At 65.2% G+C, this 22,498-nt stretch carries 20 protein-coding genes; 12 read left to right on the top strand and 8 right to left on the bottom strand.

Annotation, left to right across the window (positions count from 1 at the left end):
- Positions 1–8: 8 nt before the first annotated feature.
- Positions 9–1,190, top strand: coding sequence for a vWA domain-containing protein (locus ACUJ46_RS05720; RefSeq protein ID WP_445389453.1), 1,182 nt, complete (start codon positions 9–11; stop codon positions 1,188–1,190).
- Positions 1,191–1,245: 55 nt separating this feature from the next.
- On the opposite strand, the gene ACUJ46_RS05715 is transcribed toward ACUJ46_RS05720, so the two are convergent.
- Entirely contained in the window at positions 1,246–1,893 is a 648-nt protein-coding gene (locus tag ACUJ46_RS05715; RefSeq protein ID WP_445389452.1) for an FCD domain-containing protein, read from the bottom strand.
- Between the two features lie 217 nt (positions 1,894–2,110).
- Here ACUJ46_RS05715 and ACUJ46_RS05710 point away from each other — a divergent pair, with 217 nt between their 5' ends.
- Entirely contained in the window at positions 2,111–2,500 is a 390-nt protein-coding gene (locus ACUJ46_RS05710) for a DUF3597 domain-containing protein (protein WP_445389451.1), read from the top strand.
- Between the two features lie 60 nt (positions 2,501–2,560).
- Here ACUJ46_RS05710 and metW read toward each other — a convergent pair whose 3' ends face one another.
- The gene (gene metW, locus ACUJ46_RS05705; protein WP_445389450.1) at positions 2,561–3,148 is read right to left on the bottom strand and encodes a methionine biosynthesis protein MetW; all 588 of its coding nucleotides are present in this window, start codon (positions 3,146–3,148) and stop codon (positions 2,561–2,563) included.
- On the bottom strand, positions 3,145–4,260 hold the full coding sequence (metX, locus tag ACUJ46_RS05700; protein ID WP_445389449.1) for a homoserine O-acetyltransferase MetX: 1,116 nt from the start codon (positions 4,258–4,260) through the stop codon (positions 3,145–3,147). Before metX ends, metW begins: the two co-directional genes overlap by 4 nt.
- Positions 4,261–4,388: 128 nt before the next feature.
- On the opposite strand from metX, the gene hisC reads away from it, so the two are divergent.
- Together hisC and ACUJ46_RS05690 are read left to right on the top strand one after the other, a co-directional pair.
- Positions 4,389–5,492: a histidinol-phosphate transaminase gene (hisC, locus tag ACUJ46_RS05695; RefSeq protein WP_445389448.1), complete on the top strand. Its 1,104-nt coding sequence runs from the start codon at positions 4,389–4,391 to the stop codon at positions 5,490–5,492.
- A complete protein-coding gene (locus ACUJ46_RS05690; protein ID WP_445389447.1) occupies positions 5,492–6,463 on the top strand; it encodes a prephenate/arogenate dehydrogenase family protein in 972 nt (323 codons plus the stop codon). Before hisC ends, ACUJ46_RS05690 begins: the two co-directional genes overlap by 1 nt.
- Here ACUJ46_RS05690 and ACUJ46_RS05685 read toward each other — a convergent pair.
- Positions 6,406–6,972: a regulatory protein RecX gene (locus ACUJ46_RS05685; RefSeq protein WP_445389446.1), complete on the bottom strand. Its 567-nt coding sequence runs from the start codon at positions 6,970–6,972 to the stop codon at positions 6,406–6,408. The two genes, ACUJ46_RS05690 and ACUJ46_RS05685, sit on opposite strands and share 58 nt — an antisense overlap.
- A 204-nt stretch (positions 6,973–7,176) precedes the next feature.
- Here ACUJ46_RS05685 and ACUJ46_RS05680 point away from each other — a divergent pair, with 204 nt between their 5' ends.
- The 3 genes from ACUJ46_RS05680 (at position 7,177) to ACUJ46_RS05670 (ending at position 11,314) form a co-directional block, all read left to right on the top strand.
- Complete coding sequence (locus ACUJ46_RS05680) at positions 7,177–8,916, top strand: fatty acyl-AMP ligase (protein WP_445389548.1); 1,740 nt, start codon at positions 7,177–7,179, stop codon at positions 8,914–8,916.
- A gap of 79 nt (positions 8,917–8,995) precedes the next feature.
- Positions 8,996–9,952 (top strand): 4-hydroxybenzoate octaprenyltransferase, encoded by a 957-nt coding sequence (gene ubiA / locus ACUJ46_RS05675; protein ID WP_445389445.1) that lies wholly within the window; start codon positions 8,996–8,998, stop codon positions 9,950–9,952.
- Between the two features lie 9 nt (positions 9,953–9,961).
- The gene (locus ACUJ46_RS05670; protein ID WP_445389444.1) at positions 9,962–11,314 is read left to right on the top strand and encodes a TldD/PmbA family protein; all 1,353 of its coding nucleotides are present in this window, start codon (positions 9,962–9,964) and stop codon (positions 11,312–11,314) included.
- A 10-nt stretch (positions 11,315–11,324) separates the two neighbouring features.
- Here the strand turns inward: ACUJ46_RS05670 and ACUJ46_RS05665 are convergent, their stop codons facing one another.
- Complete coding sequence (locus ACUJ46_RS05665; protein WP_445389443.1) at positions 11,325–12,338, bottom strand: P-loop NTPase; 1,014 nt, start codon at positions 12,336–12,338, stop codon at positions 11,325–11,327.
- A gap of 105 nt (positions 12,339–12,443) precedes the next feature.
- On the opposite strand from ACUJ46_RS05665, the gene hflK reads away from it, so the two are divergent.
- The 5 genes from hflK (at position 12,444) to ACUJ46_RS05640 (ending at position 18,688) form a co-directional block, all read left to right on the top strand.
- Entirely contained in the window at positions 12,444–13,619 is a 1,176-nt protein-coding gene (gene hflK / locus ACUJ46_RS05660) for an FtsH protease activity modulator HflK (protein WP_445389442.1), read from the top strand.
- A gap of 14 nt (positions 13,620–13,633) precedes the next feature.
- Positions 13,634–14,449, top strand: coding sequence for a protease modulator HflC (gene hflC / locus ACUJ46_RS05655; RefSeq protein ID WP_445389547.1), 816 nt, complete (start codon positions 13,634–13,636; stop codon positions 14,447–14,449).
- Between the two features lie 84 nt (positions 14,450–14,533).
- On the top strand, positions 14,534–16,165 hold the full coding sequence (locus tag ACUJ46_RS05650; protein ID WP_445389441.1) for a DegQ family serine endoprotease: 1,632 nt from the start codon (positions 14,534–14,536) through the stop codon (positions 16,163–16,165).
- A 141-nt stretch (positions 16,166–16,306) separates the two neighbouring features.
- Entirely contained in the window at positions 16,307–17,086 is a 780-nt protein-coding gene (locus ACUJ46_RS05645) for a PEPxxWA-CTERM sorting domain-containing protein (RefSeq protein WP_445389440.1), read from the top strand.
- Positions 17,087–17,176: 90 nt separating this feature from the next.
- Positions 17,177–18,688, top strand: a complete 1,512-nt coding sequence (locus tag ACUJ46_RS05640; protein WP_445389439.1) for a helicase HerA-like domain-containing protein — start codon at positions 17,177–17,179, stop codon at positions 18,686–18,688.
- 76 nt (positions 18,689–18,764) lie between these two features.
- On the opposite strand, the gene ACUJ46_RS05635 is transcribed toward ACUJ46_RS05640, so the two are convergent.
- Genes ACUJ46_RS05635 through ileS form a run of 3 tightly spaced genes read right to left on the bottom strand, consistent with a single transcriptional unit; the run spans position 18,765 to position 22,487 of the window.
- On the bottom strand, positions 18,765–19,202 hold the full coding sequence (locus ACUJ46_RS05635; protein WP_445389438.1) for a DUF3035 domain-containing protein: 438 nt from the start codon (positions 19,200–19,202) through the stop codon (positions 18,765–18,767).
- A complete protein-coding gene (gene lspA, locus ACUJ46_RS05630; protein ID WP_445389437.1) occupies positions 19,192–19,698 on the bottom strand; it encodes a signal peptidase II in 507 nt (168 codons plus the stop codon). Before lspA ends, ACUJ46_RS05635 begins: the two co-directional genes overlap by 11 nt.
- Positions 19,695–22,487: an isoleucine--tRNA ligase gene (gene ileS, locus ACUJ46_RS05625; RefSeq protein ID WP_445389436.1), complete on the bottom strand. Its 2,793-nt coding sequence runs from the start codon at positions 22,485–22,487 to the stop codon at positions 19,695–19,697. The genes lspA and ileS overlap by 4 nt, the downstream gene beginning before the upstream one ends.
- Positions 22,488–22,498 lie beyond the last annotated feature (11 nt).

Below are 22,498 nucleotides of genomic sequence, written 5' to 3'. Positions count from 1 at the left end.
TTGGATGCATGTTCCTCACCTTCCTCGAAGAGCTCCGCAGCGCCAAGATTCCCGCCTCCCTGAAGGAGCATCTGATGCTTCTGGAGGCGATGGAAAAAGGCGTCATCAACCGCACGGTCGAAGAGTTCTATTATCTCTCGCGCGCCATCTATGTGAAGGATGAAGGCCTTCTCGACCGGTTCGACCAGGTCTTCGGCAAGGTCTTCAAGGGGCTTGAAACGGTGATCGACGACGGTGTCGTCGAGATACCCGAGGAATGGCTTCGGAAGGTCGCGGAACTGCACCTGACCGAAGAGGAAATGGCCGCGATCCAGAAGCTTGGCTCCTGGGAAGAAATCATGGAGACGCTGAAGAAGCGGCTCGAGGAGCAGAAGAAGCGGCACGAAGGCGGCAACAAGTGGATCGGCACGGCCGGCAAGTCCCCCTTCGGCGCGCAGGGCTTCAACCCCGAGGGCGTGCGCATCGGGCAGGAAAAGGGCCGGCAGGGCAAGGCCATCAAGGTCTGGGACAAGCGCGAATTCAAGAACCTCGATTCCACTGTCGAGCTTGGCACGCGCAACATCAAGGTGGCCCTGCGGCGCCTGCGGAAGTTCGCGCGCGAGGGCGCAGCAGACGAACTGGACCTCGACGCGACGATCAAGGGCACCGCCCGCAAGGCCTATCTTGATATCGTAATGCGGCCGGAACGGCACAATGCGGTCAAGCTGCTGCTGTTCTTCGATGTTGGCGGATCGATGGACCCCTATGTGAAGCTGCTGGAAGAACTGTTTTCAGCGGCCCGCACCGAATTCAAGAATCTGGAATATTTCTACTTCCATAACTGCCCTTATGAAGCCCTGTGGAAGGATAACCGCCGCCGCTGGAACGAGCGCACCCCCACCTATGAGGTGATGCACAAATTCCCGCATGATTATAAGCTGATCTTCGTGGGCGATGCCTCGATGAGCCCCTATGAGATCAATCACCCTGGCGGCTCTGTCGAGCACTGGAACGAGGAATCCGGCGAAGTCTGGATCAGGCGCCTGACCGATGTCTATCACTCAGCCGTGTGGCTGAACCCGGTGCCGGAACAGCATTGGCAGTCGAGCCAGTCGATTCGCATGATCCAGCAGATCATGGAAAACCGCATGTACCCCCTGACGCTCGAAGGGCTGGACAGGGCGATGCGGGAACTGACCCGGAGCCGCTAGACAAGAACCGGGAAGCGCCAGCGCGCGCTTTCCGGCTTTTGCCCCTGCCGGCGGATCAGCGCTCGTCCATCAGGTCGAGATAGCGCCCGACCAACAGCAGATGGTCCTGCATGGCCTGGGCAGCCGCGGCCTCGTCCGATGCCTTGATGGCTTCCGTCAGGCGCAGGAGTTCGCCATCGTAATAGGGGATCGTCAGCCGCTCCTGATCGATGCGGATGGCCTCCTCGATCATGAAATCGGCTTCCTTCAGCAACTGGGCAACGCTTGCGCTGTAGAAGAGGCTGCCACTGGCTTCCGCCAGCAGGATCAGGAAACGGCGATAGGCATCGACACGCTCCGCATGGGTGCCCGTGCCGATCCTGCCCGAGAAACGCGACTGCTCAACTGAAATGGCTTCAGCCTCTGTCGGGGTGGCGCGGCGGGCCGCAAGCCTGACCACAGCCATCAGAAGCGGCCGGACCCGCTTCAGAATATCGCGGCTGGCGCCGATGCGGTGCGAGCGGACGAGCCAGTGAGTCCCGGCGCGTTCCGTTTCCTCCATCGCCTCGAGAAGGGAGAGCGCTTCGGCCAGGCGCTCAGGCTCTTCATGCATGACGCTGGCCAGACGGTCCGGGCAGAGAACGGACGACGAGGGCAGATCGCCGCCGCGGATATGTTCCAGCAAGACCTGCGCGAGATCCGCCGCGCTTCTGACTTCCGACACCCTGCCCCCTTTCCTGACAACCCGCCCAGACAACCGCCACGCCCCCGCGCTAATGTGTTAGTCAGCATAATCCATTCCCGGGGTTCACGGCAACGGGGGCCGGATCTTTCGCGGATCAGGGCAAATTTACAGCACAATGTTTCGTGGCGGGGAACACTTCCATTCCATGGCGGTTATCAGCGTGTATAACATTGCTGCCAACAGGAGGAGACCGGGCATGGGATTGTTCCAGACATTGAAGGACAGGATTTTCGGCAGCGACAGCGCCGCCGAACTTGAAGCCAAGGCACGCCCCGCCCCCGATGCCGCGGCGCCTGCGCCGGCCCAGGCCCCTGCCGCTGCGCAAGCGGCTGCCCCGGCTCCCGCCGCGAAGCCCGTGGACCTGGAGCAGGTGCTCACCCACATGGCGGAAAAGGCAGGACAGCCCCTCAACTGGCGCACATCGATCGTCGATCTCATGAAGCTCGTCGGGATGGACAGCTCGCTTTCTTCCCGCAAGGAACTCGCCCAGGATCTCGGCTACACCGGCGACATGAGCGACAGCGCCAGCATGAACATCTGGCTGCACAAGAAAGTCATGGAAAGGCTGGCAAAGGCACAAGTCTGAACCCGCTTCAACGCCCGAGGGCCTGCTCCGGGACAGTCAGCGGCGAAATGAGCGGCGAAATCAGCGGCTCAGAACGAACAGGGCATGGTCGGCCAGCAGGTTCGGCCATGCCTTCACCCGGCGCTCTCCGCTGAGATAGGCTTCGCGCTCGATGCGCGCGCCCATCTCGCGGGCGAGCGCCTTGAAATCGTCAACCGTGCAGAAATGGATATTCTCGGTTTCGTACCAGCTCACGGGCAGCGTGCGGGTAACCGGCATGCGGCCGCGGAAGAGCAGATGGCCGCGCACCTGCCAGTAGCCGAAATTCGGAAAGGCCACGACCGCGCGACGGCCGATGCGCAGCAGTTCTCCCAGCACATGGGCCGGCGCCTGCATTGCCTGCAGCGTTTCGGACAATATGGCCACATCGACCGACTTGTCCGGAAAGGCGGCGAGATCGCGCGTCGCATCGCCCTGCACGACCGAAAGCCCGCGCGCCACGGCTGCTGCGACGCGCGCCGGGTTCAACTCGATGCCGCGCCCGTCAACGTCGCGATTGTCCCTGAGCCATGCCAGCAGCCGCCCGTCCGAACAGCCGACATCGAGAACGCTTGACCCTGCCGGTATCTGCTCGGCAACCTGCTGCAGGCGAACACCCAGCGTGATCATGCCAGCCCCTCCCCGGCTTTCAGGAACCCGTCCACCACCTCGGTGAGGCCGGGGGTATCGAGCAGGAAGGCATCATGGCCGAAGGGGCTCTTCAGCTCGACGAAGCTGGCGTGACGGCCGGCGGCAACAAGGGCCTGCACGATGCGCCGCGATTCCGATGTCGGATATAACCAGTCGGTATCGAAGGAAATGACGCAGAAACGCGCTTCCGTTCCGGCGAACACCGGCGCCAGCTGCCCCCCGTGCTGGTCGGCCAGGTCGAAATAATCCATCGCCCGGGTGATATAGAGATAGCTGTTGGCGTCGAAGCGGCTGACAAAGCTCATGCCTTGGTGCCGCAGATAGCTTTCCACCTGGAAATCCGCGTCGAAGCCGAAGCTCTTGTCGGTGCGGCCTTGCAATTCCCGCCCGAACTTCTCCGTCAGCCCCTCTTCCGACAGATAGGTGATGTGGGCCGCCATGCGGGCGACGGCCAGCCCTTTCACAGGGCCATCGCCGGGCACATAGGCGCCACCCCGCCACTTCGGGTCGGCCATGATCGCCTGCCGGCCGACTTCGTGAAATGCGATGTTCTGCGCGCTGTGCCGCGCTGCCGTTGCAATGGCGACAACGGAGCGCATCCGCTGCGGAAAGCTCGCCGCCCATTGCAGCGCCTGCATCCCACCCATCGACCCGCCGACAACGGCGAGAAGCGTATGGATGCCCAGCATGTCGACAAGGGCTGCCTGCGCCCGCACCATGTCGGCGATTGTGAGCACGGGAAGCCGCAGGCCCCAGGGCCGCCCGTCTGCGGGGTGCGGGCTTGCCGGGCCTTCGCTACCCATGCAACCGCCGATCACGTTGGAGCAGATGATGAAATGCCGTTCCGGGTCGATCGGCTTTCCCGGCCCGACCATGCGGGTCCACCAGCCGGGCTTGCCTGTCAGGGGGTGATCCGTTCCGACATATTGATCCCCCGTCAGCGCATGGCAGATGAGGATGGCGTTCGACCGGTCCTCGTTCAGGGTTCCCAGCGTTTCATAGGCGATCGCCGGCCGCGGCAGGATCTGGCCGGAATCGAGCGGCAGATCCTGCGGCAGGCGAATGTGGCGGTAGGGAGATGCTGCGTTCACGGTCGCATGCCGTTAGCAGGCAAGCCACGCTCTCGCAAAGGGAATGGCGTTGCGAAAGGCGGCATGCGGCAGCGCGGCCTGACCGAAGGACTTGCCCAGCCATGACCTCGCGGCCTAGGGGGCTTGGCATGACTGGCCCTGTTCCCAACCCCTGGATTTCCGCCATCCATGCCTATGTGCCCGGCTCTGCCGGTGGCACGGGCAAGCTGAAGCCCGTGAAACTCTCCTCCAACGAGAACCCCTGGGGCGCAAGCCCGGCGGCGATTGCGGCGCTGAAGGCGGTTGCCGATGGAGTCCACCGCTATCCAGACGGCGCCGCCCAGAGCCTGCGCGCCAGCATCGGCGCAGTCCATGGCCTGGACCCTGACCGCATCGTCTGCGGCACCGGTTCCGACGAACTGCTCCAGTTGCTGCCCATGATCTACTGCAGGCCGGGCGACACGGTGGTCCATGTGCGCCATGGCTTCATGGTCTATCCCATCGCGGCCCGCCGGGCCGGCGCAGAACCGCTCGCCGCGCCCGACAGCGCCTATACCGCCGATGTCGATGCCATTCTGGCGACCGTCACCGACAATACGCGTATCGTCTTCCTGGCCAACCCGAACAACCCGACGGGCACGATGATTCCGGCTGCCGATGTCGCCCGCCTGCATGCCGGGCTACGGCCGGATGTGCTTCTGGTCATGGATCAGGCCTATGCCGAATATCTGGATGAGGCAGACCCTGACGGCGGCCTGGCGCTTTCGCGCACCATGCCCAATGTCGTCGCTACGCGCACCTTCTCCAAGATCTATGGCCTTGGCGGCCTGCGTGTGGGCTGGGCGACCGGCCCCGAAGCCATTGTCACGGAACTGAACCGCGTGCGTGCGCCCTTCCCCATTTCCGTGCCGGCGCTGGCCGCAGCGGAAGCGGCGCTCGGCGATCAGGCCTTTGTCGCGGATTGCCGCGCCCGCAACCGGGTGCAGCGCGCGCTGCTTTCCGATGCCATCGCCAGCCATGCCAGTCGCGGGCTGCAGGCCATTCCCTCGGAAGCGAATTTCGTTCTGATGACCTGCCCGGCCGAAGGCCCCCTTCGCGCCGAAGCGCTCTACAAGGGGCTGGCGGATGCCGGCTTCATCACCCGCTGGCTTCCCGGCCAGGGGCTGCCGGACGCGCTGCGGATTTCGGTTGGCACGGAATCGGAAACGGCAGGCGTCATCATGGCCCTGAACGCCCTCGTCGACGCCGCCTGATGCTGCCCTTCCGTCATGTTGCCATCATCGGCATGGGCCTCATCGGCTCTTCGCTGGCGCGCGCCGTGCGCGCCCGCATGCCGTCAGCCCGGCTCACTGTCACCGACGCCGACGCCGATGTCCGCGCCCGTGTCATCGAACTCGGGCTGGCGGACGATGTCGCCGACAATGCCGGCGCGGCAGTCACCGATGCCGATCTCGTCATCATCGCCGCACCGCTTGGCGCCTTTGCCGGCATTGGCGCCGAAATCGCCCCCGAACTCGCGCATGGCGCCGTGGTGTCGGATGTCGGCTCGGCCAAACAGTGCGTTTTCAACACGCTGTCGCCGCTGCTTCCCTCCGGCGTTCATCTCATCCCGGCGCACCCCGTGGCCGGCACCGAGCGTTCCGGCCCCGATGCCGGCTTCGCCACGCTCTTCGTCGACCGCTGGTGCATCCTTACCCCGCTGCCGGACGCCGATGAAACAGCCGTCGCGCAGCTGACGGACTTCTGGGCACGGCTCGGCTCGCGCGTCGAGACGATGGATGCCCACCACCATGATCTGGTGCTGGCCGTCACCAGCCACATCCCGCACCTGATCGCCTATTCGATCGTCGGCACCGCCGCCGATCTCGAAGGCGTGACCCAGAGCGAGGTAATCAAATATTCGGCCGGCGGCTTCCGCGATTTCACCCGCATCGCTGCATCCGACCCGACGATGTGGCGCGACATCTTCCTCACCAACCGCGAAGCCGTGCTCGAAGTGCTTGGCCGCGTGACGGAAGACCTTGTCGCCCTGCAGCGCGCGATCCGCTGGGAAGAAGGCGACCTGCTCTTCCAGCGCTTCAGCCAGTCCCGCGCCATCCGCCGCGCCATCATCGAAGCCGGGCAGGATACGGCCGAACCGGATTTCGGCCGCCACCACAGCGACGATCAGCCCTCGTCCGCCAGCCCATCGTCCGCCAGCGCCTCGGCCTCTTCCGGGGATTGAGCATCGAGGATGCGGCGGGCAAGGCCAGGCGCGTGCCCGGCACGCGCCATGGCCGCCATCTGCCGCGCCTTCGCCTTCTGATCATCGGCGGGTGGCCCATAGGGGCCGAGCCGTTTTCTCCGGGCGAAATCAAGCGCCGCGCGCAGCGGGTCGAGCTGGCCCAGCGCTTCCTCGGCGATGCTGTCTCCGATCCCGGCCGCCGAGAGCGCCGCGCGCACCCGCGCCGGGCCAAGCCCGCGCCGCTGCAGGCCGCGCGCCCGCGCATCGGCAAAGGCGCCGTCGTTGACATAGCCCAGAGACACCATGCGGCTGGCTATGGCTTCAAGATCCGGCGCGGGGCCGTCCGGCTTCCATCCGCGCTGCCGCAGCTTCTGACGCAACAGGCGCAAAAGCCTCTGGCGGGTTGTCTGGTAGCGTTCCACATAGCGCACGGCGATGGCCTGCAGCGTCTCCGGATCGAGGGGCGGCAGCGGCTTTCGGGGCTGGCGTGATGCAGGGCCGTGGGGCATTGCCACCTTGCTGCCACAGTTCGGGCCTCTTTTGAACCATCATCGCTGGCATTTACCGGTCCGTGCAAATTGGCAGGTTTCCGTTTATGCTTCCCCTTTCGCGGGCTCATGGACGGAAACGCAAGAAGGGTAGCGCCAGAAATGACTGCAGCGACTGACGCCGCGAAAGAAGCCGTGACCAAGCCCTCCGCCCATACTGCGGACATGGCCGAACTGGGCACACCGCTTCTGTCGGGCATCCCCTTCAGCACCGGCCAGCACCTGACCCTGACCGACGCCCTCGACTATGCGGCGACCGGCGCGACCGGCTATAATTTCTTCGACGCGCGCGCCCGGCTGTTGCGCAGCTACCCCTATGCCGAGGTGGCGCGCGATGCCCGCCAGGGCGCCCTTCGGCTGATCGCCCATGGCGTGAAGCCGGGCGAACGGCTGGCGCTCATCGCCGAAACGGGGCCGGATTTCGCGGCAGCCTTCTTCGCCGCCCTCTATGCCGGTGTGCTTCCGGTGCCGCTGCCGCTGCCCACCTCCTTCGGCGGGCGCCAGGCCTATGTCGAGCAGATCCGTGTGCAGCTGCAAAGCTCCGACCCGGTGCTCATGCTCGGGCCGGACAGCCTGAAATCCATCTTCGACGAGGCAGCCGAAGGCCTGTGCGAGGCTATGGGCTGGGCCGAATTCGCCAGCCTGCCAGCCCCTGCGGCCGATCTGCCCAAGGCCGACCCTGAAGCCATCGCCTATCTGCAATATTCCAGCGGCTCCACCCGCTTTCCGCACGGCGTTGCCGTCAGCCACCGGGCGGTGATGGCCAATCTGTCGGGCCATGCCGTATCGATGGAAGTGGGCCATGGCGACCGCTGCGTTTCCTGGCTGCCCTGGTATCATGACATGGGCCTCGTCGGCACCTTCCTGTCTCCGATGGCGGCGCAGATTTCCGTTGATTACATCGCGACCGACGATTTCGCCCGGCGGCCGCTCAGCTGGCTCACGCTCATCAGCCGCAACCCCGGCGCCAGCCTCTCCTATTCGCCGACCTTCGGCTATGACATCTGCGCCCGGCGCGTCTCCACCCAGACCGATGTCGAGGGCCGCTTCGATCTCGCGCGCTGGCGGGTGGCGGGCAATGGGGCCGACATGATCCGCCCCGATATCTGCCAGGCCTTCGTCGACGCCTTCGCGCCGGCCGGATTCCGGGCGGAAGCCTTCACGCCGAGCTACGGCCTTGCCGAAGCAACGCTTGCCGTTTCCGTCTCGCCCATGGGCCAGGGGATCGTCTGCGACCTTGTCGATGAAAGGGCGCTGGCAGGTCAGGGGCTGGCCGATACGCCGGCCGATCCGGCAAGGCCGGTTCGCTATCGCGCCATTGTCGATTGCGGCGTGGCGCTGCCGGGCCTTACCATCCGCATCCTCGGCGAAAACGGGCAGGCCCTGCCCGACCGGCAGATCGGCCGGGTGCTGGTGAAGGGCGTGGGGATCATGGAAGGCTATTTCCGCGATCCTGAGGCAACCGCCGCCTGCCTGTCGGAAGACGGCTGGCTCGACACCGGGGACATGGGCTATCTTGTCGATGGCCATATCTTCATCGTCGGCCGCGCCAAGGACATGATCATCCTGAACGGCAAGAACCACTGGCCGCAGGATATCGAATGGGCCATCGAGCAACTCGAAGGCTTCAAGCAGGGCGACATTGCGGCCTTTTCCATCACCACCCCGCAGGGAGAGGAAGCGCCGGCCGTGCTGGTACAGTGCCGCACCAGCGACCCGCAGGAACGCGCACGCCTGAAGGACGCCATCCGCACCAAGGTGCGGGCCATCACCGGCATGAACTGCGTGGTGGAACTGGTGCCGCCGCGCACCCTGCCGCGCACATCCTCGGGCAAGCTGAGCCGCGTGAAGGCGCGCCAGCTCTATCTTTCCGGTGAAATCGTGCCTTTCGACGTGGCGGCCTGAAGCCGGGCCTGATACCGGGCCTGATACCGGGCCTGATACCGGGCTTGAAACCGCCACGCGAACCGGCAATGCCCGGGCGATGACGGTAAAAGCCCACCCCCCACGCAACAGCCGTGCCGATTCCGCCGGCATGACGCCCGATGCCGTGCCCAGCTGGGTGGACCGGCTGCCGCCACGTGCCGCCCTTTATGCCCGGCTTGCCCGGTTCGACCGGCCGGCTGGAATCTGGCTGCTGTTCTGGCCATGCCTTGCCGGCGCCTTCCTGGCGGCCCCGGCCGGCTGGTGGCTGCTCTGGCTGCTGTTCCTGCCGGGCGCGATCGCCATGCGGGCGGCAGGCTGCGTCTATAATGACATCGTCGACCGGGATCTCGATGCAAAGGTGGCCCGCACTGCGGGCCGCCCGGTCGCCAGCGGCGCAATCGGCGTGCGGCCGGCGTGGGCCTTTCTGCTTGCCCTTTCCCTTGTCGGCCTTGGCGTGCTTCTGGCGCTCCCCCGGCTGGCGCAGATTGTCGCCATCGCTTCCATCCTGCTGGTGGCGGCCTACCCCTTCATGAAGCGCATCACCTGGTGGCCACAGGCCTGGCTCGGGCTTACCTTCAACTGGGGCCTTCCCGTCGGCTGGGCAGCGGCGGACCCGATGCTCAGGGCCGATGTCGGCGTCATGCTGCTTGCCTATGCCGCAACCTTCTTCTGGACGCTGGGCTATGACAGCATCTACGCCGCCCAGGACATGGAGGATGATGCGCTCGCCGGGGTCAAATCCTCGGCCCGGCGGCTGGGGCCACGACTGAAACAGGGGGTTGGCTTCTTTTATGCCGCCACCATCCTGCTGCTCGCGGCCGCCATCTGGCTGTGGACAAAAAGCCCGCTCGCTCTCGCCGGGCTTGCCCCCTTCGCGGCCCATCTCGGCTGGCAGGCCTTGCGCTTCCAGCCGGACAATACCGGCATTGCGCTGCGGCTGTTCCGCTCGAACCAGCTTGCGGGCGCGCTCATGGTTCTTGCCATCCTGCTTGCCGCCTTGGCTTCGGCTTCCTAAGTCTCGGCAATGCTTTCCCCCGATACAGCGCTCGAGCGCCTCGACCATCTCCTCTCCCTCGCCCGCAAGGCCGGCGCCGATTCAGCCGATGCCGTCTATTTCGGCGAAGCCTCCACAGGAATCGGAGTCAGGCTAGGCAAGCTCGAAGATATCGGTCGCTCCGAAAGCGAGGAAATCGGCCTCAGACTCTTCATCGGCAATCGTTCGGCGCAGGTGTCCATATCCGATCTGTCGCCGGCAGCTCTGGCCGAAGCGGCCGAACGCGCGCGCGCCATGGCTGCCGAAGCGCCGGAAGACCCCTATGCCGGCCTCGCCCCGGCGGAAATGCTGGCGCAGGGCCCCTTCGCCGATTTCGATCTTCACGACCCGGAAGCGGAAAATCTCGCACCGGCAAGGCTTCAGGCCATGGCCCTCGAAGCCGAGGATGCCGCCCGATCCATGCCGCATGTCAGCAACAGCGAGGGCGGCTCGGCCAGTTGCGGCGCTTCCGTTTCCGCACTTGCCACCTCGCACGGCTTCCGCGGGGCTGCGCGCTCAAGCTCGGTTTCCGTCTCGGCCGTTGTCGTGGCTGGCGAAGGCGCGCGGATGCAGCGCGATTATGACTGGCACACGACCCGCCATCTCGTCGATCTCGAAGCGTCCGGCCTGATAGGCCGCCGCGCCGGAGAGCGGGCGGCGGCCCGTCTCGACCCGGTGAAGGCGCCAACGGGCATCATGCCTGTCCTGCTCGATCCGCGCGTCTCGTCCAGCCTTGTCGGCCACCTGATGGCCGCCATCAGCGGAAGCGCAATCGCCCGCAAGATGAGCTTTCTTCTGGAACGCAATGGCGACCAGATCTTCGCACCCGGAATCACCGTGCGCGATGATCCGCACCGTCTGCGGGGCCTGCGCTCGCGCCCCTTCGATGGTGAAGGGCTGCCAACCGCCGCACGCGACATCATCGCCGACGGGCGGCTTACCGGCTGGCTGGTGGACAGCGCGAGCGGCCGCCAGCTTGGCCTGCCGCCAACAGGCCATGCAAGCCGGGGCAGTGCCGGCCCTCCCGGCGTCGCCCCCTCGAACCTCTGGATGGCAGCCGGAAGCCTGAGCCCCGAAGCGCTGATGGCCGATGTGAAGCTGGGCCTTTATGTCACCGAACTGATCGGCATGGGAGTAAACACGCTGACCGGCGATTACAGCCGTGGCGCGGGCGGCTTCCTCATCCGCGACGGAAAACTGGCGGAGCCGGTTTCCGAAGTGACCATCGCCGGCAATCTTCTCGACATGTTCGCAAGCCTTACACCCGCGAACGACCTCGAGTTCCGCCACGCCGCCAATGCGCCGACGATCCGCATCGAGGGGATGACGGTGGCGGGCCAATAGGCCCGTATCCTTACAGCCGCAGCTTTTCCGCCACGCGCGCCGCCACTGCATCCATGGCCTGGGGAACGGGGCCGGCAGCGGGAGGCGCGCCCGCATCCGATGCCGCGACCAGCGCCGGGTCGAGCGGAAGCTCGGCCAGGCATTCGCCAAGCCCGTCCATATCGGCTGCCCGGCCGAAGGGGTGGAGCATGGCGCCATCGGGGCCGGGCATGGCCGCCATGTTGAGGATTGTGCCCAGAACCGGCACCTGAAGCTGCTCGAAGAAGGCGGTGGCGCGGCGGGCGTCGGCGCGCGCCAGTTTCTGCGGCGTCGTCACCACGATCGCGCCCGAAGGCTTCAGTTTCTGGGCCAGCGAAAGGTGGATGTCTCCGGTGCCGGGGGGAAGATCGACCACCAGCACGTCGAGCGGCGCCCAGTCACCCAGTTCGGCCATCTGAACAAGGGCGCCCGCGATCATCGGCCCGCGCCATGCAACGGCGCGATCAGGGTCCGCCATCACGCCCATGCCCAGCATTTTCAGCCCATGGGCATGAAAGGGTATCAGCCGCTTTTCGGCTGTGACCTTCGCCCGCTCTTGGATGCCAAGAAGGATATGGACCGAAGGGCCCTGGATATCGGCATCGAGGATCCCGACGGCGAGCCCGCGCCGCGCCAGCGCCAGCGCCAGATGGACAGCAATGGTGGACTTGCCGACACCACCCTTCCCCGCACCCACGCCGATGATGTGGCGCACGCCCGGTAGCGCGCTGGTTGCCGCCTCGTCGCGCGGGGCGGCGCCACGCTCGGCTGTCTGGATGATCCGCACCGAGGATATGCCAGGCAGCGCCCGCAGCTGCCGCCCGATCTCGATTTCGAGAGCCTGCGCTTCGGCGCGGGTCAGATCATCGACAGCCAGCACAAGGCCGACGCTGCCATCATCGCGCCCGACAACACCAGACACTCGCCCTGACGCGATCAACGTGCCGGGGCGCTTCGGGTCGGCCATGGCTCCCAGCCGTTCAAGTGCGACATCCCGGACCGTCATGCTAATCCCTCGCTTTCTTGCAAACTGGCTCCTATATCGCTTCATGACATGGCTGCAATCCGGCGCAATGCGCCGCCGGAGAAACAAGAGGGACGAAAAGCCTACATGCCCTGGCAGAACAACGAGGACGGCGACGGCAAGAACCGCGGTGGCGATGGCGGCGGCCGCCGCAACCCATGGGGCGGACCCGGCAAGACATCTGGCAACGCGGCGGGAAACGGATCGGGGGGCGGGCAGGATGGCCCGCGCAACCCGTGGGGCGAACCGCCCCGGCCGCGCGGCCCCGGCGATGACCGCCCGCGTGGCGGCGCCCCGGATTTCGATGATTTCATCCGCCGCAGCCAGGAAAAGCTGCGCGGCCTTGGCGGCGGCGGCGCAGGCGGCAGCGGCCCGGGCGGCGGTTCCGGCGGCGGCGCCGGCACCATGCCCAATCTGCCCTGGGGCCTGATCGGCGCCGGCGCAATCCTGCTCTTCCTGGCATCCACATCCGCCTATCGTGTCGATGCGGGCGAGCGGGCGGTCATTTCCCGCTTCGGCCAGTTCAGCGGCACCTACGGGCCTGGCTTCCATTTCAAGCTCCCAAGCCCGATCGATGACGTGACGAAGGTGAAGTTCGAGGACATCCGCACCACGCTCATCGGCGCGACCGAAGGCGACAGCGAGAATCTGATGATCACCGGTGACGGCAACGTCATCAACATCGCCTATGCGGTGCGCTGGCGCCTGAAGAACGCCGAAGACTTCCTCTATCATGTGGCCGAACCCGACGCGACGGTTCGCGATGCAACCGAATCCGCCATGCGCGAGATGATCGCGCGCGCAACGCTCAACAACGCCATCGGCCCCGAGCGGGCGGCCATTGCCGAGCAGGTCCGCGAGCGGGTGCAGGAAATCCTCGACAGCTATGGCGCCGGCATTCTGATCCAGGGCATCGACATCAACAGGGCCGACCCGCCTGCCGCCGTGGACGAAGCGTTCAAGGACGTTTCCGCGGCCCAGCAGGATGCGGAACAGTTCCTGAACCAGGCCCGGGCCTATGCCCAGCAGGTGTCCGCCCAAGCAGATGGCGCCACCGCCGCCTTCGACAAGGTCTACGAACAATATCGACTGGCGCCGGAAGTGACACGAAAGCGCATGTATCTGGAAACCATGGAAGCCGTGCTCGGCAAGGTTGACAAGACGATCATCGAGGCGCCGGGTGTGCAGACCTATCTGCCGCTTTCCGAAGTTCAACGCCGGGCGCAGGCCAATGCCCCCGCCCAGGCCGGAGGTGGCCAGTGAACCAGCGCAACATCATGATCGCGGTCATTGCCCTGGCAATCGGCCTTTTCATTCTTTCCATGTCCGTCCTGCGCGTGCCGGAAGACCGGCAGGCCATCATCCTGCAGCTTGGCCGCCCCGTGGCCACGGTCAACACCTACAAGCCGAACCAGCTGTTCGGTGAAACCGGCGCCGGCCTCGTCCTCAAGACACCGTTCGTCCAGAATGCCATCTTCGTGGACAAGCGGATCCGGTCGCTGGATATCTTGCCCCAGACCGTACTCTCGACCGACCAGCTGCGCCTTGTGGTGGACGCCTATGCGCGCTTCCGCATCGTCAACCCGCTGAAGATGTACCAGACCGTGCGCAGCGAAGAGCGCGTGGCCGAGGAGCTATCGCGGATCCTGTCGTCGCGGCTCAGGAACGAGCTTGGCAAGCAGCGTTTCGACGCCCTGCTCTCTCCCGAGCGGGGGCAGCTGATGGATTCGATCCAGAATGCGGTGAACCGTTCGGCCAACGCCTATGGCGCCGAAATCATCGATGTCCGCATCAAGCGGGCCGATCTGCCGCCGGGCACCCCGCTCGAAGCCGCCTTCGAGCGGATGCGGACTGCTCGCCAGCAGGAAGCCCTGACCATCCGCGCCCAGGGCGCGAAGAATGCGCAGATCATCCGCGCCGAAGCCGATGCCCAGGCAGCGCGCGTCTATGCCGAAAGCTTCGGCAAGGACCCGCAATTCTATGCTTTCTATCGTTCCATGCAGGCCTACCGGACCAGCTTCAACGAAGGAAACAGCGCGATGGTGCTGAGCCCGGACAATGAATTCCTTCGGGAATTCCGGGGCCGGCGCTAAGCGTGGCCGAAGGAGGGAAAAGCGCCCCGACGCGCCTTTCCCTCCATTCAGCGCCTATTCAATCGGCCATGGAAAAGAAGCGCCATGAACAGAAGAACGGGAGAGCATCCGGTGTCCGATACCCCAAGCCCTGAAAAGTCCCGCATCCCGACCAGCACCAGCAGGACCAGCATCCTTGCCCTTGGCGTATCGGCAGGGGTTGCTGCTATCGTTGCCACGACGCTTCCGGTGCTTGCCCAGACAGCGACACAACCGGTAGCTGCGCCCGCTGCGGCGGCACAGCCTGCCGCCAGCCTTCCTGCGCAGGCTCCACGCGGCGCGCCGATGAGCTTCGCCGACCTCACGGCCAGGCTGCAACCGGCCGTTGTCAACATCTCCACGACCCAGCGGGTCGAGGTGCGCAGCTTCCCGCGCTTCGGCCCCGGCATGAACCTTGAGGATCTGTTCCGCCGCTTCCAGGAACAGCAGACGGAAGACGGCCAGCCCGTCACCCGCGAGGCGACCTCCCTCGGCTCGGGCTTCGTGATTTCCCCCGATGGCTATATTGTCACCAACAATCATGTGATTTCCGGTCGCGACGGGCAGAAGCTCGTCGACACCATCACCGTGACCCTTTCCGACCGGCGCGAATTCACCGCCCGCGTGATCGGCCGCGACCCGCTGTCGGATCTGGCCCTCCTGAAGATCAACGGCGCTGACCTGCCCTATGTGCAGTTCGGCAACAGCCAGGGCGCCCGCGTGGGTGACTGGGCGATCGCCATCGGCAACCCCTTCGGGCTGGGCGGCACCGTGACGGCCGGCATCGTGTCGGCACTGCATCGTGGCATCCAGGGCGGCGGCGCCTATGACCGCTACATCCAGACGGATGCCTCGATCAACCAGGGCAATTCCGGCGGCCCGCTGTTCGATCTGAATGGCAATGTCATCGGCGTGAACACGGCCATCTTCTCGCCCACCGGCGGCAATGTCGGGGTCGGCTTCGCCATTCCAGCCGAACTTGCAAAGCCCGTGATCGACCAGCTGCGCACCAGTGGCAAGGTCCGCCGCGGCTATCTCGGCGTGCAGATCCAGAACATGTCGCCCGCCATTTCGGATTCGCTCGGCCTGCCGAAGAACCGTGGCGAAATCGTTGCCGCAGTCGAACCGGACGGCCCGGCGCGCAAGGCTGGCATCCAGCAGGGCGACGTGGTGGTCAAGGTCAACGGTCAGGACGTCTCCCCCGACAACAGCCTGTCCTACATCGTGGCCAACACGCCGATCGGATCCCGAATCCCGGTCGAGGTGATCCGTGGTGGCAAGCGCGTGACGCTGTCCGCCACCATTGGCGAGCGTCCGTCCGAAACCGCCCTTCTCGGCCAGCCCGAGCCTGAAACACAGGCCAATGGCGATGAAGCGGACCAGCCCGGTGCAGAGGCCGCGCGCAAATCCCTCGGCCTGACGCTGCAGGCGCTTTCACCTGAAATCCGCCAGCAGCTTCGCCTGCCCGATACGGTGAAGGGCGTCGTCATCGCGCGTGTGAACCCCTCGTCCAATGCGGCCCAGGAAGGCTTGCGCCGTGGCGACATACTGGTTTCCATCAACCAGCGGCCAGTCAGCTCGCCGCAGGAAGCAGCAAACGCCGTTGCCGAGGCGCGTCGGGCCGGACGGGACACGGTGCTTCTCTTTGTCCAGCGCGGCAACACGCCCGGCCGCTTCGTAGGCGTGAAGATCCAGTAAGCCGATAGGTCGCCTGCCGGACCCGATCCGGCAGGCCCTTCGCATTAAAGTGGTTAACAGTCAGGAAATACTGGCGAAGCACCTTGATTTTCACCTCTATGGGTGTTCTGTCCCAAACAGGGCAATATCAGGGGACATTACATGATCGGGATCTTTGCGCGTTTCGCGGCTGTGGCTGTCGGCGGCAGTCTAGCGTCTGCCGCCTTTGCGGGAACGCTGGTCGCCTCGGGTGACGAATGGCAACTCTCCAATTACGCCTATGATGCGCCGTACATCGCCGGCACTACTCAGTTCGTGAACAGCCTTGCTGCAACCTTCGGCGGGTCTGACTATCTGTTTCTCACCGGCAACGGGAATGTTTCCCAATCGATGCTCAGTCAGGCAACGGCTCAGTTCCAGTCTCTTGGCAAGGCCGTCAGCTACGCAACCTCTTTCGATCTGGCCAGCGCGTCGGCCTATGACGCCGTTTTCCATTTCGGGCAGAGCGTGAACACGGAAGATTTCGCGACCTATGTGAATGGCGGCGGAAACGCCTATGTCTCGCTCGGAGGGGGCTGGTGGGGTTCAGCAGCCGCGGAAGCCGCGGTGTGGAACCCGGTGTTCGCGCAGTTTGGTCTGATTGCGGGCAGCACATGGTTCCCGGTCGCAGACTTCGTGCAGGCTGATGTAACCGTAGGACCCTCGGATTCGCTGATCTGGGGCTATGGACAGTCCATCGAAAAGCTCATTCCGCAATCCTCCAGCCAATCCTATGTGCGTGGCACATTCTTCGGCGGTCCGGAAATCGGGCTGATCGGTTCCAGCACTGCTCTGGTCGGCGATGTTTCGGGGGTGCCGGAACCGGCCACCTGGGCGCTGATGATCACCGGCTTCGGGCTCGTCGGCTCAGCAAGCCGCAGGAAGCGTGCAATCGCCTGCTGAACCGGGCGTTTTGAAGATTCAACCATTTCCCCGGGTGTGCCACTTCCTCTACCGGTAAGCTTAAATCCGGGAATCAGGGGCAATCGGGAAATGGCTGACATCTTCATCGGTGCGCAATTCGGCGGAACGAACCAGCAGATGCTGGTTCTGAAGCGCGCCAACAGACACGGCCTTATCGCCGGCGCCACCGGCACCGGTAAGACGGTCACACTCCAGGTACTCGCCGAGGGTTTCAGCAACGCCGGAGTTCCGGTTTTCCTGTCAGACGTGAAGGGCGATCTTTCCGGCATCGCCATGCCCGGATCGGCCACTTCAAAGCTGCACGATGCCCTCCAGTCCCGTGCCGTCGACATCGGCCTTGGCAACTACCCCTATGCCGACACTCCTGCCGTCTTCTGGGACCTGTTCGGCGAGCAGGGCCACCCTGTCCGCACCACTATTTCGGAAATGGGGCCGCTGCTGCTGGCGCGGCTTCTGGGCCTCAACGAAACGCAGGAAGGCGTGCTGGCCATCGCCTTCAAAGTGGCCGATGATCAGGGCATGCTGCTTCTGGACCTGAAGGATCTGAAGCAGATGCTGGTCTGGTGCGCGGACAATGCGAAGGCGCTGGCAACCGCCTATGGCAATGTGTCGCGGCAATCTGTCGGCGCCATCCAGCGCCAGTTGCTGGCGCTGGAATCCCAGGGCGGGGACCGTTTCTTCGGAGAACCGGCGCTGCAGATCAGCGACATGATCCGGATTGCGGAAGACGGCCGCGGTCAGGTGAACATCCTGGCGGCAGACAAGCTTATGGGAAGCCCCAAGCTCTACGCCACCTTCCTCCTGTGGATGCTGTCGGAACTGTTCGAGGAAATGCCCGAAGTGGGCGACCCGGAGAAGCCGAAGATGGTCTTCTTCTTCGACGAGGCGCACCTGCTGTTCGACGATGCCCCGAAGGCACTGCTCGACAAGGTGGAGCAGGTCGTCCGCCTGATCCGCTCCAAAGGCGTGGGGGTCTATTTCGTGACCCAGAACCCGGTGGATGTGCCCGACAGCATTGCCGGCCAGCTCGGCAACCGGGTGCAGCACGCCTTGCGGGCCTTCACCCCGCGCGACCAGAAGGCCGTGCGTGCAGCCGCCCAGACTTTCCGCCCGAACCCGGCCGTGGATGTCGAACGCGAGATTCTGGAGCTGCGTACAGGCGAAGCCCTTGTTTCCCTGCTGATGGCCGATGGCGCGCCCTCCCCTGTCGAGCGGGTGCTGATTCGCCCGCCTTCAACCCGCCTCGGGCCGCTGGAGCCGGGCGAACGCAAGGTCATCATGGCGACTTCGCCACTGGCAGGGAAATATGAGGAAACGCTCGATCGCGAATCTGCCTTCGAGATTCTCTCGAAAACCGCCGCACGCGCGGCCAAGGCAGAGGCGGCGGAAAAGGCCGAGGCCGAAGCCCGCAAGGCCGAAGCCGCCCGCGCCCGCGAAGAAGCCGCAGCCCAGCGGGCACGACGCAATTCGCCCATGGGCAGGATCGAACGTGTTGCGATGTCAACGGCCCAGAGCGCGGCAACCCAGCTTGGCCGCAGCCTTGTGCGCGGGCTGCTGGGCGGGCTGTTCAAGGGGCGCTAGGGGGAGACCGCGCCAAGAGAGGATCTCGGCCTGCCTGACACTTGATCAGGCAGGCCGGACGGTGAAAAGCGGCGTTTCAGCCGCCCACGGTCACGCGGGCAACGTCCGGGTTGCGGGTCATCGCCGGCGAATCCATCAGTTCGCGCAGGAACATGCCCTTTTCCACCGTAACGGTGCCTTCCGGCCCCGGCAGGTCACCAGCGGTGTTGCGGATTGCCGGGTTCGTCATGAGGCCGCCAGCGTCGCTCAGCAGCTTGTCCTCGATCTCCGAGCGCGGCGGAAGCTGGGCGCCCGGCCCGAACAGGGCTTCCAGCGCCTGTTGCTGGCTGTCGGCGCCGATGGGGCGTGGGGCGCCCGGCCGTGGCGGCACCAGCGCATAATCCGGCGGTATCACGAGCGGCGCCTGGCGGCCGACGGCAAATTCGTCGGGCCGCTTGCGGTTGGCGATATCGCCGCCACCACAGGCCGAAAGCAGCAGGGCAGCGCCGCCGAGGAGAAGTATTTCACGCATCATGCAGTCTTTCGTTCCGCCTGTCTGAATGCCCGCTGTCCGGCCCGCCGAAAAGCGCGCGCACCAGCAGGACAACAACGCCGATGCTGATCGCCGCATCGGCCACGTTGAACACATAGAAGGACCATTGCCCAAGATGCAAATGGACGAAATCGACCACATAGCCGAAACGCACCCGGTCAACGATGTTGCCGAGCGCGCCTCCCAGCACGAGAGCAAGCGCGACCATGTCCCCGCGCCGCTGTTCGCGCCAGATCCAGTAGGCGACGACGACGGCGATTGCCGCTGTCAAGGCTACCAGAAGCCAGCGGCCCATGTCGCTGTCCGCTGTGAGAAGCCCCATGGAAACGCCCCGGTTCTCGACCCAGGTTAGGGAAAAGAAGGGCAGCACGGGAATGGTTTCCCGCGCCTCCAGGCCCACCTTCTCGATGATCCACCACTTGCTCAGCTGGTCGGCCAGAAAGACAGCGCCTGAAAGGGCATAGGAAACCCCTTTCATGCAGCCGCCCCCTCCACGGCTTCGCCACAGCGGCCGCACAGCGCGCTTTCCGCCGCCACATCGGGCAGTTGCCGCCAGCAGCGTGCGCAGCGCGGGTCGCTGCTCACGCCCGCCACGACCGCAATGTCTTCAGCCTCCCCTTCCGCCAGCCGCGCATCGACTGCGGAGACGATGCAGAGCTCCGCGAAATCGACCGATTGCACGAGGTCGAGATCGGCACGGCTACCGAGGCCGAGCGAGACGACGACTTCATTCGAGGAACCGACCTTCTTTTCGCGCCGCATCGGCTCGATCGCCTGCGTGACCTCGGCCCGGATATCCCGCAGGCGGGCGAACTTCGCTTCGAGCGCCTGATCGCGCCAGCCTTCGGGAATGGCAAGCCAGGTCTGGTGATGCACGGAACCGCCGCCGGGATAGCGCTGCTCGAACGCCTCTTCGGCGGTGAAGACCAGAACCGGGGCCAGCCAGCGGGTCAGCGCATCGAACAGGGTGGCGAGCACGGTGCGACAGGCACGGCGGCGCGGGCTGTCGGGCGCGTCGCAATAGAGGCTGTCCTTGCGCACATCAAAGAAGAAGGCGGACAGATCCTGGTTCACGAAAGCAATGATGGCTGCCGTGTAACGATTATAGGCATGCACCTCTGCCGCGGCCCGCAGATCGGCGTCGAGTGCCGCAAGCCGCGAGAGGATGTAGCGCTCCAGTTCGGGCATATCCGCCACCGGCATCGCATCGGCCGGGTCATGGCCATTCAGCGCCCCCAGCAGATAGCGCAGCGTGTTCCTGAGCTTTCGGTAGGCATCGATCGAAGTCTGCAGCATCGCCTTGCCGAGCCGCACATCCTCGACGAAATCGACCGTGCCGCACCACAGGCGCAGCACATCGGCGCCGCTTTCGCTGATGAGTTTCAGCGGGTCGATGACATTGCCGAGCGACTTCGACATCTTGCGCCCGCGCTCGTCGAGCGTGAAGCCATGGGTGAGCACGGCCTTGTAGGGTGCGCGCCCGCGCGTACCGCAGCTTTCCAGCAGCGAGGACTGGAACCAGCCACGATGCTGGTCGGAGCCTTCGAGATAGAGATCGGCCTGCGCCGCGCCCAGCCGGGCTTCCGTCACGAAGGCGTGCGTCGATCCGCTGTCGAACCAGACATCGAGAATGTCGGTGACCTGCTCATAATCCTCGGCGCGGTAGCGGTCGCCGAGGAAGGATTGCGGGTCACGCGTCCACCACGCATCGGCTCCCTCTTCGCGGATGGCGTCGGCGATCCGGGCGTTGACCTCGGCATCCTTCAGGTAATGGCCGGTGCCTTTCAGCACGAAAAGCGTGATGGGAACGCCCCAGGCCCTCTGACGGGAGAGCACCCAGTCGGGCCGGCCCTCCACCATGGAGCGGATGCGGTTTTCGCCCTGGGCCGGAAACCAGCGGGTTTCGCCGATGGCCTTCAGCGCGCGCTCCCTGAGCGTCGTGCCGTCGCCGATGTCGCGGTCCATCGCCACGAACCATTGCGGCGTGCAGCGATAGATGAGCTTCGCCTTCGAGCGCCAGCTGTGCGGATAGCTGTGGCGGTAATCCGCGCTGGCGGCCAGCAGCGCGCCGGCTTCGCGCAGGGCATTGCAGACCGGCCCGTCGGGCGCGTTCACCTTGTAGACGTGAAGGCCGCCCACCACGGGCCAGCCGTCCTCGTAGATGCCATCGGGGCCGACAACGAACTTCGGCTCGATCCCGTGAGCCTTGCACAGCAGGAAGTCGTCCTCGCCATGGTCGGGGGCCATGTGGACAAAGCCCGTGCCCTGATCGGTCGTCACGAAATCGCCGGGCAGAAGCGGCCGCGGCTCTGCGAAGAATCCGCCCAGCGCGTGCAGCGGATGGCGTGCAACGGCACTGGCAAGGGCGCTGGCCGGCACATCTGCGCCGGATTCCAGCGCAAGACCGGTGCGCGCAGCCGTTGCCTCGGCAAGATCCTGTGCAACCAGAATCCGGCCGGCAGCCGTTTCGAAGATCCGGTAGGAAAGGCCCGGCCCATAGGCCAGCGCCCGGTTCACCGGCAGGGTCCAGGGGGTTGTCGTCCAGATGATGACATGGGCGCCCACCAGATCCGGCGCGTTGGGCGCCTCTGTGATCTCGAAGGCCACATCCACCTGGGTGGAGGTGATCTCCTCATATTCGACTTCCGCTTCGGCGAGCGCCGTCTGCTCCACAGGCGACCACATCACCGGCTTCGCGCCGCGGTAGAGCTGGCCGCTTTCGGCGAATTTCATCAGCTCCGATGCGATCACCGCCTCGGCGTCGAAATTCATGGTGAGATAGGGTTCGTCCCAGTTCCCCCAGATGCCAAGGCGCTTCAGCTGCTCCCGCTGCACCCCCACCCAATGGGCGGCATAGTCGCGGCACTGCTGGCGGAAGGCGATGAAGTCCATCTCGCCCTTCTTCACGCCCTTTTCGCGGTTCTGCTCTTCCACCCGCCATTCGATGGGCAGGCCGTGGCAGTCCCAGCCGGGGATATAGGGCGCATCGAAGCCCATCATCGACCGGGTGCGGACCACGAAATCCTTCAGGATGTGGTTCATCGCATGGCCGAGGTGCATGTCGCCATTGGCGTAGGGCGGGCCATCATGCAGGATCCAGCGCGGCGCACCCGTGCGCGCCTTGCGCAAGGCCGCATGGGCATCCTCTGCCTGCCAGCGCGCCAGAAGGCGCGGCTCGGTCGCGGCAAGGCCGGCCTTCATGGGGAAGCCCGTTTCGGGCAGGAACACGGTATGGCGGTAATCTGCCGCCTTCTGGGTCTCGCTCATGGCCGCCTGCT

The organism is Sandaracinobacteroides sp. A072 (assembly GCF_052616365.1).
This window is presented reverse-complemented; position numbering and strand designations above follow the sequence as displayed.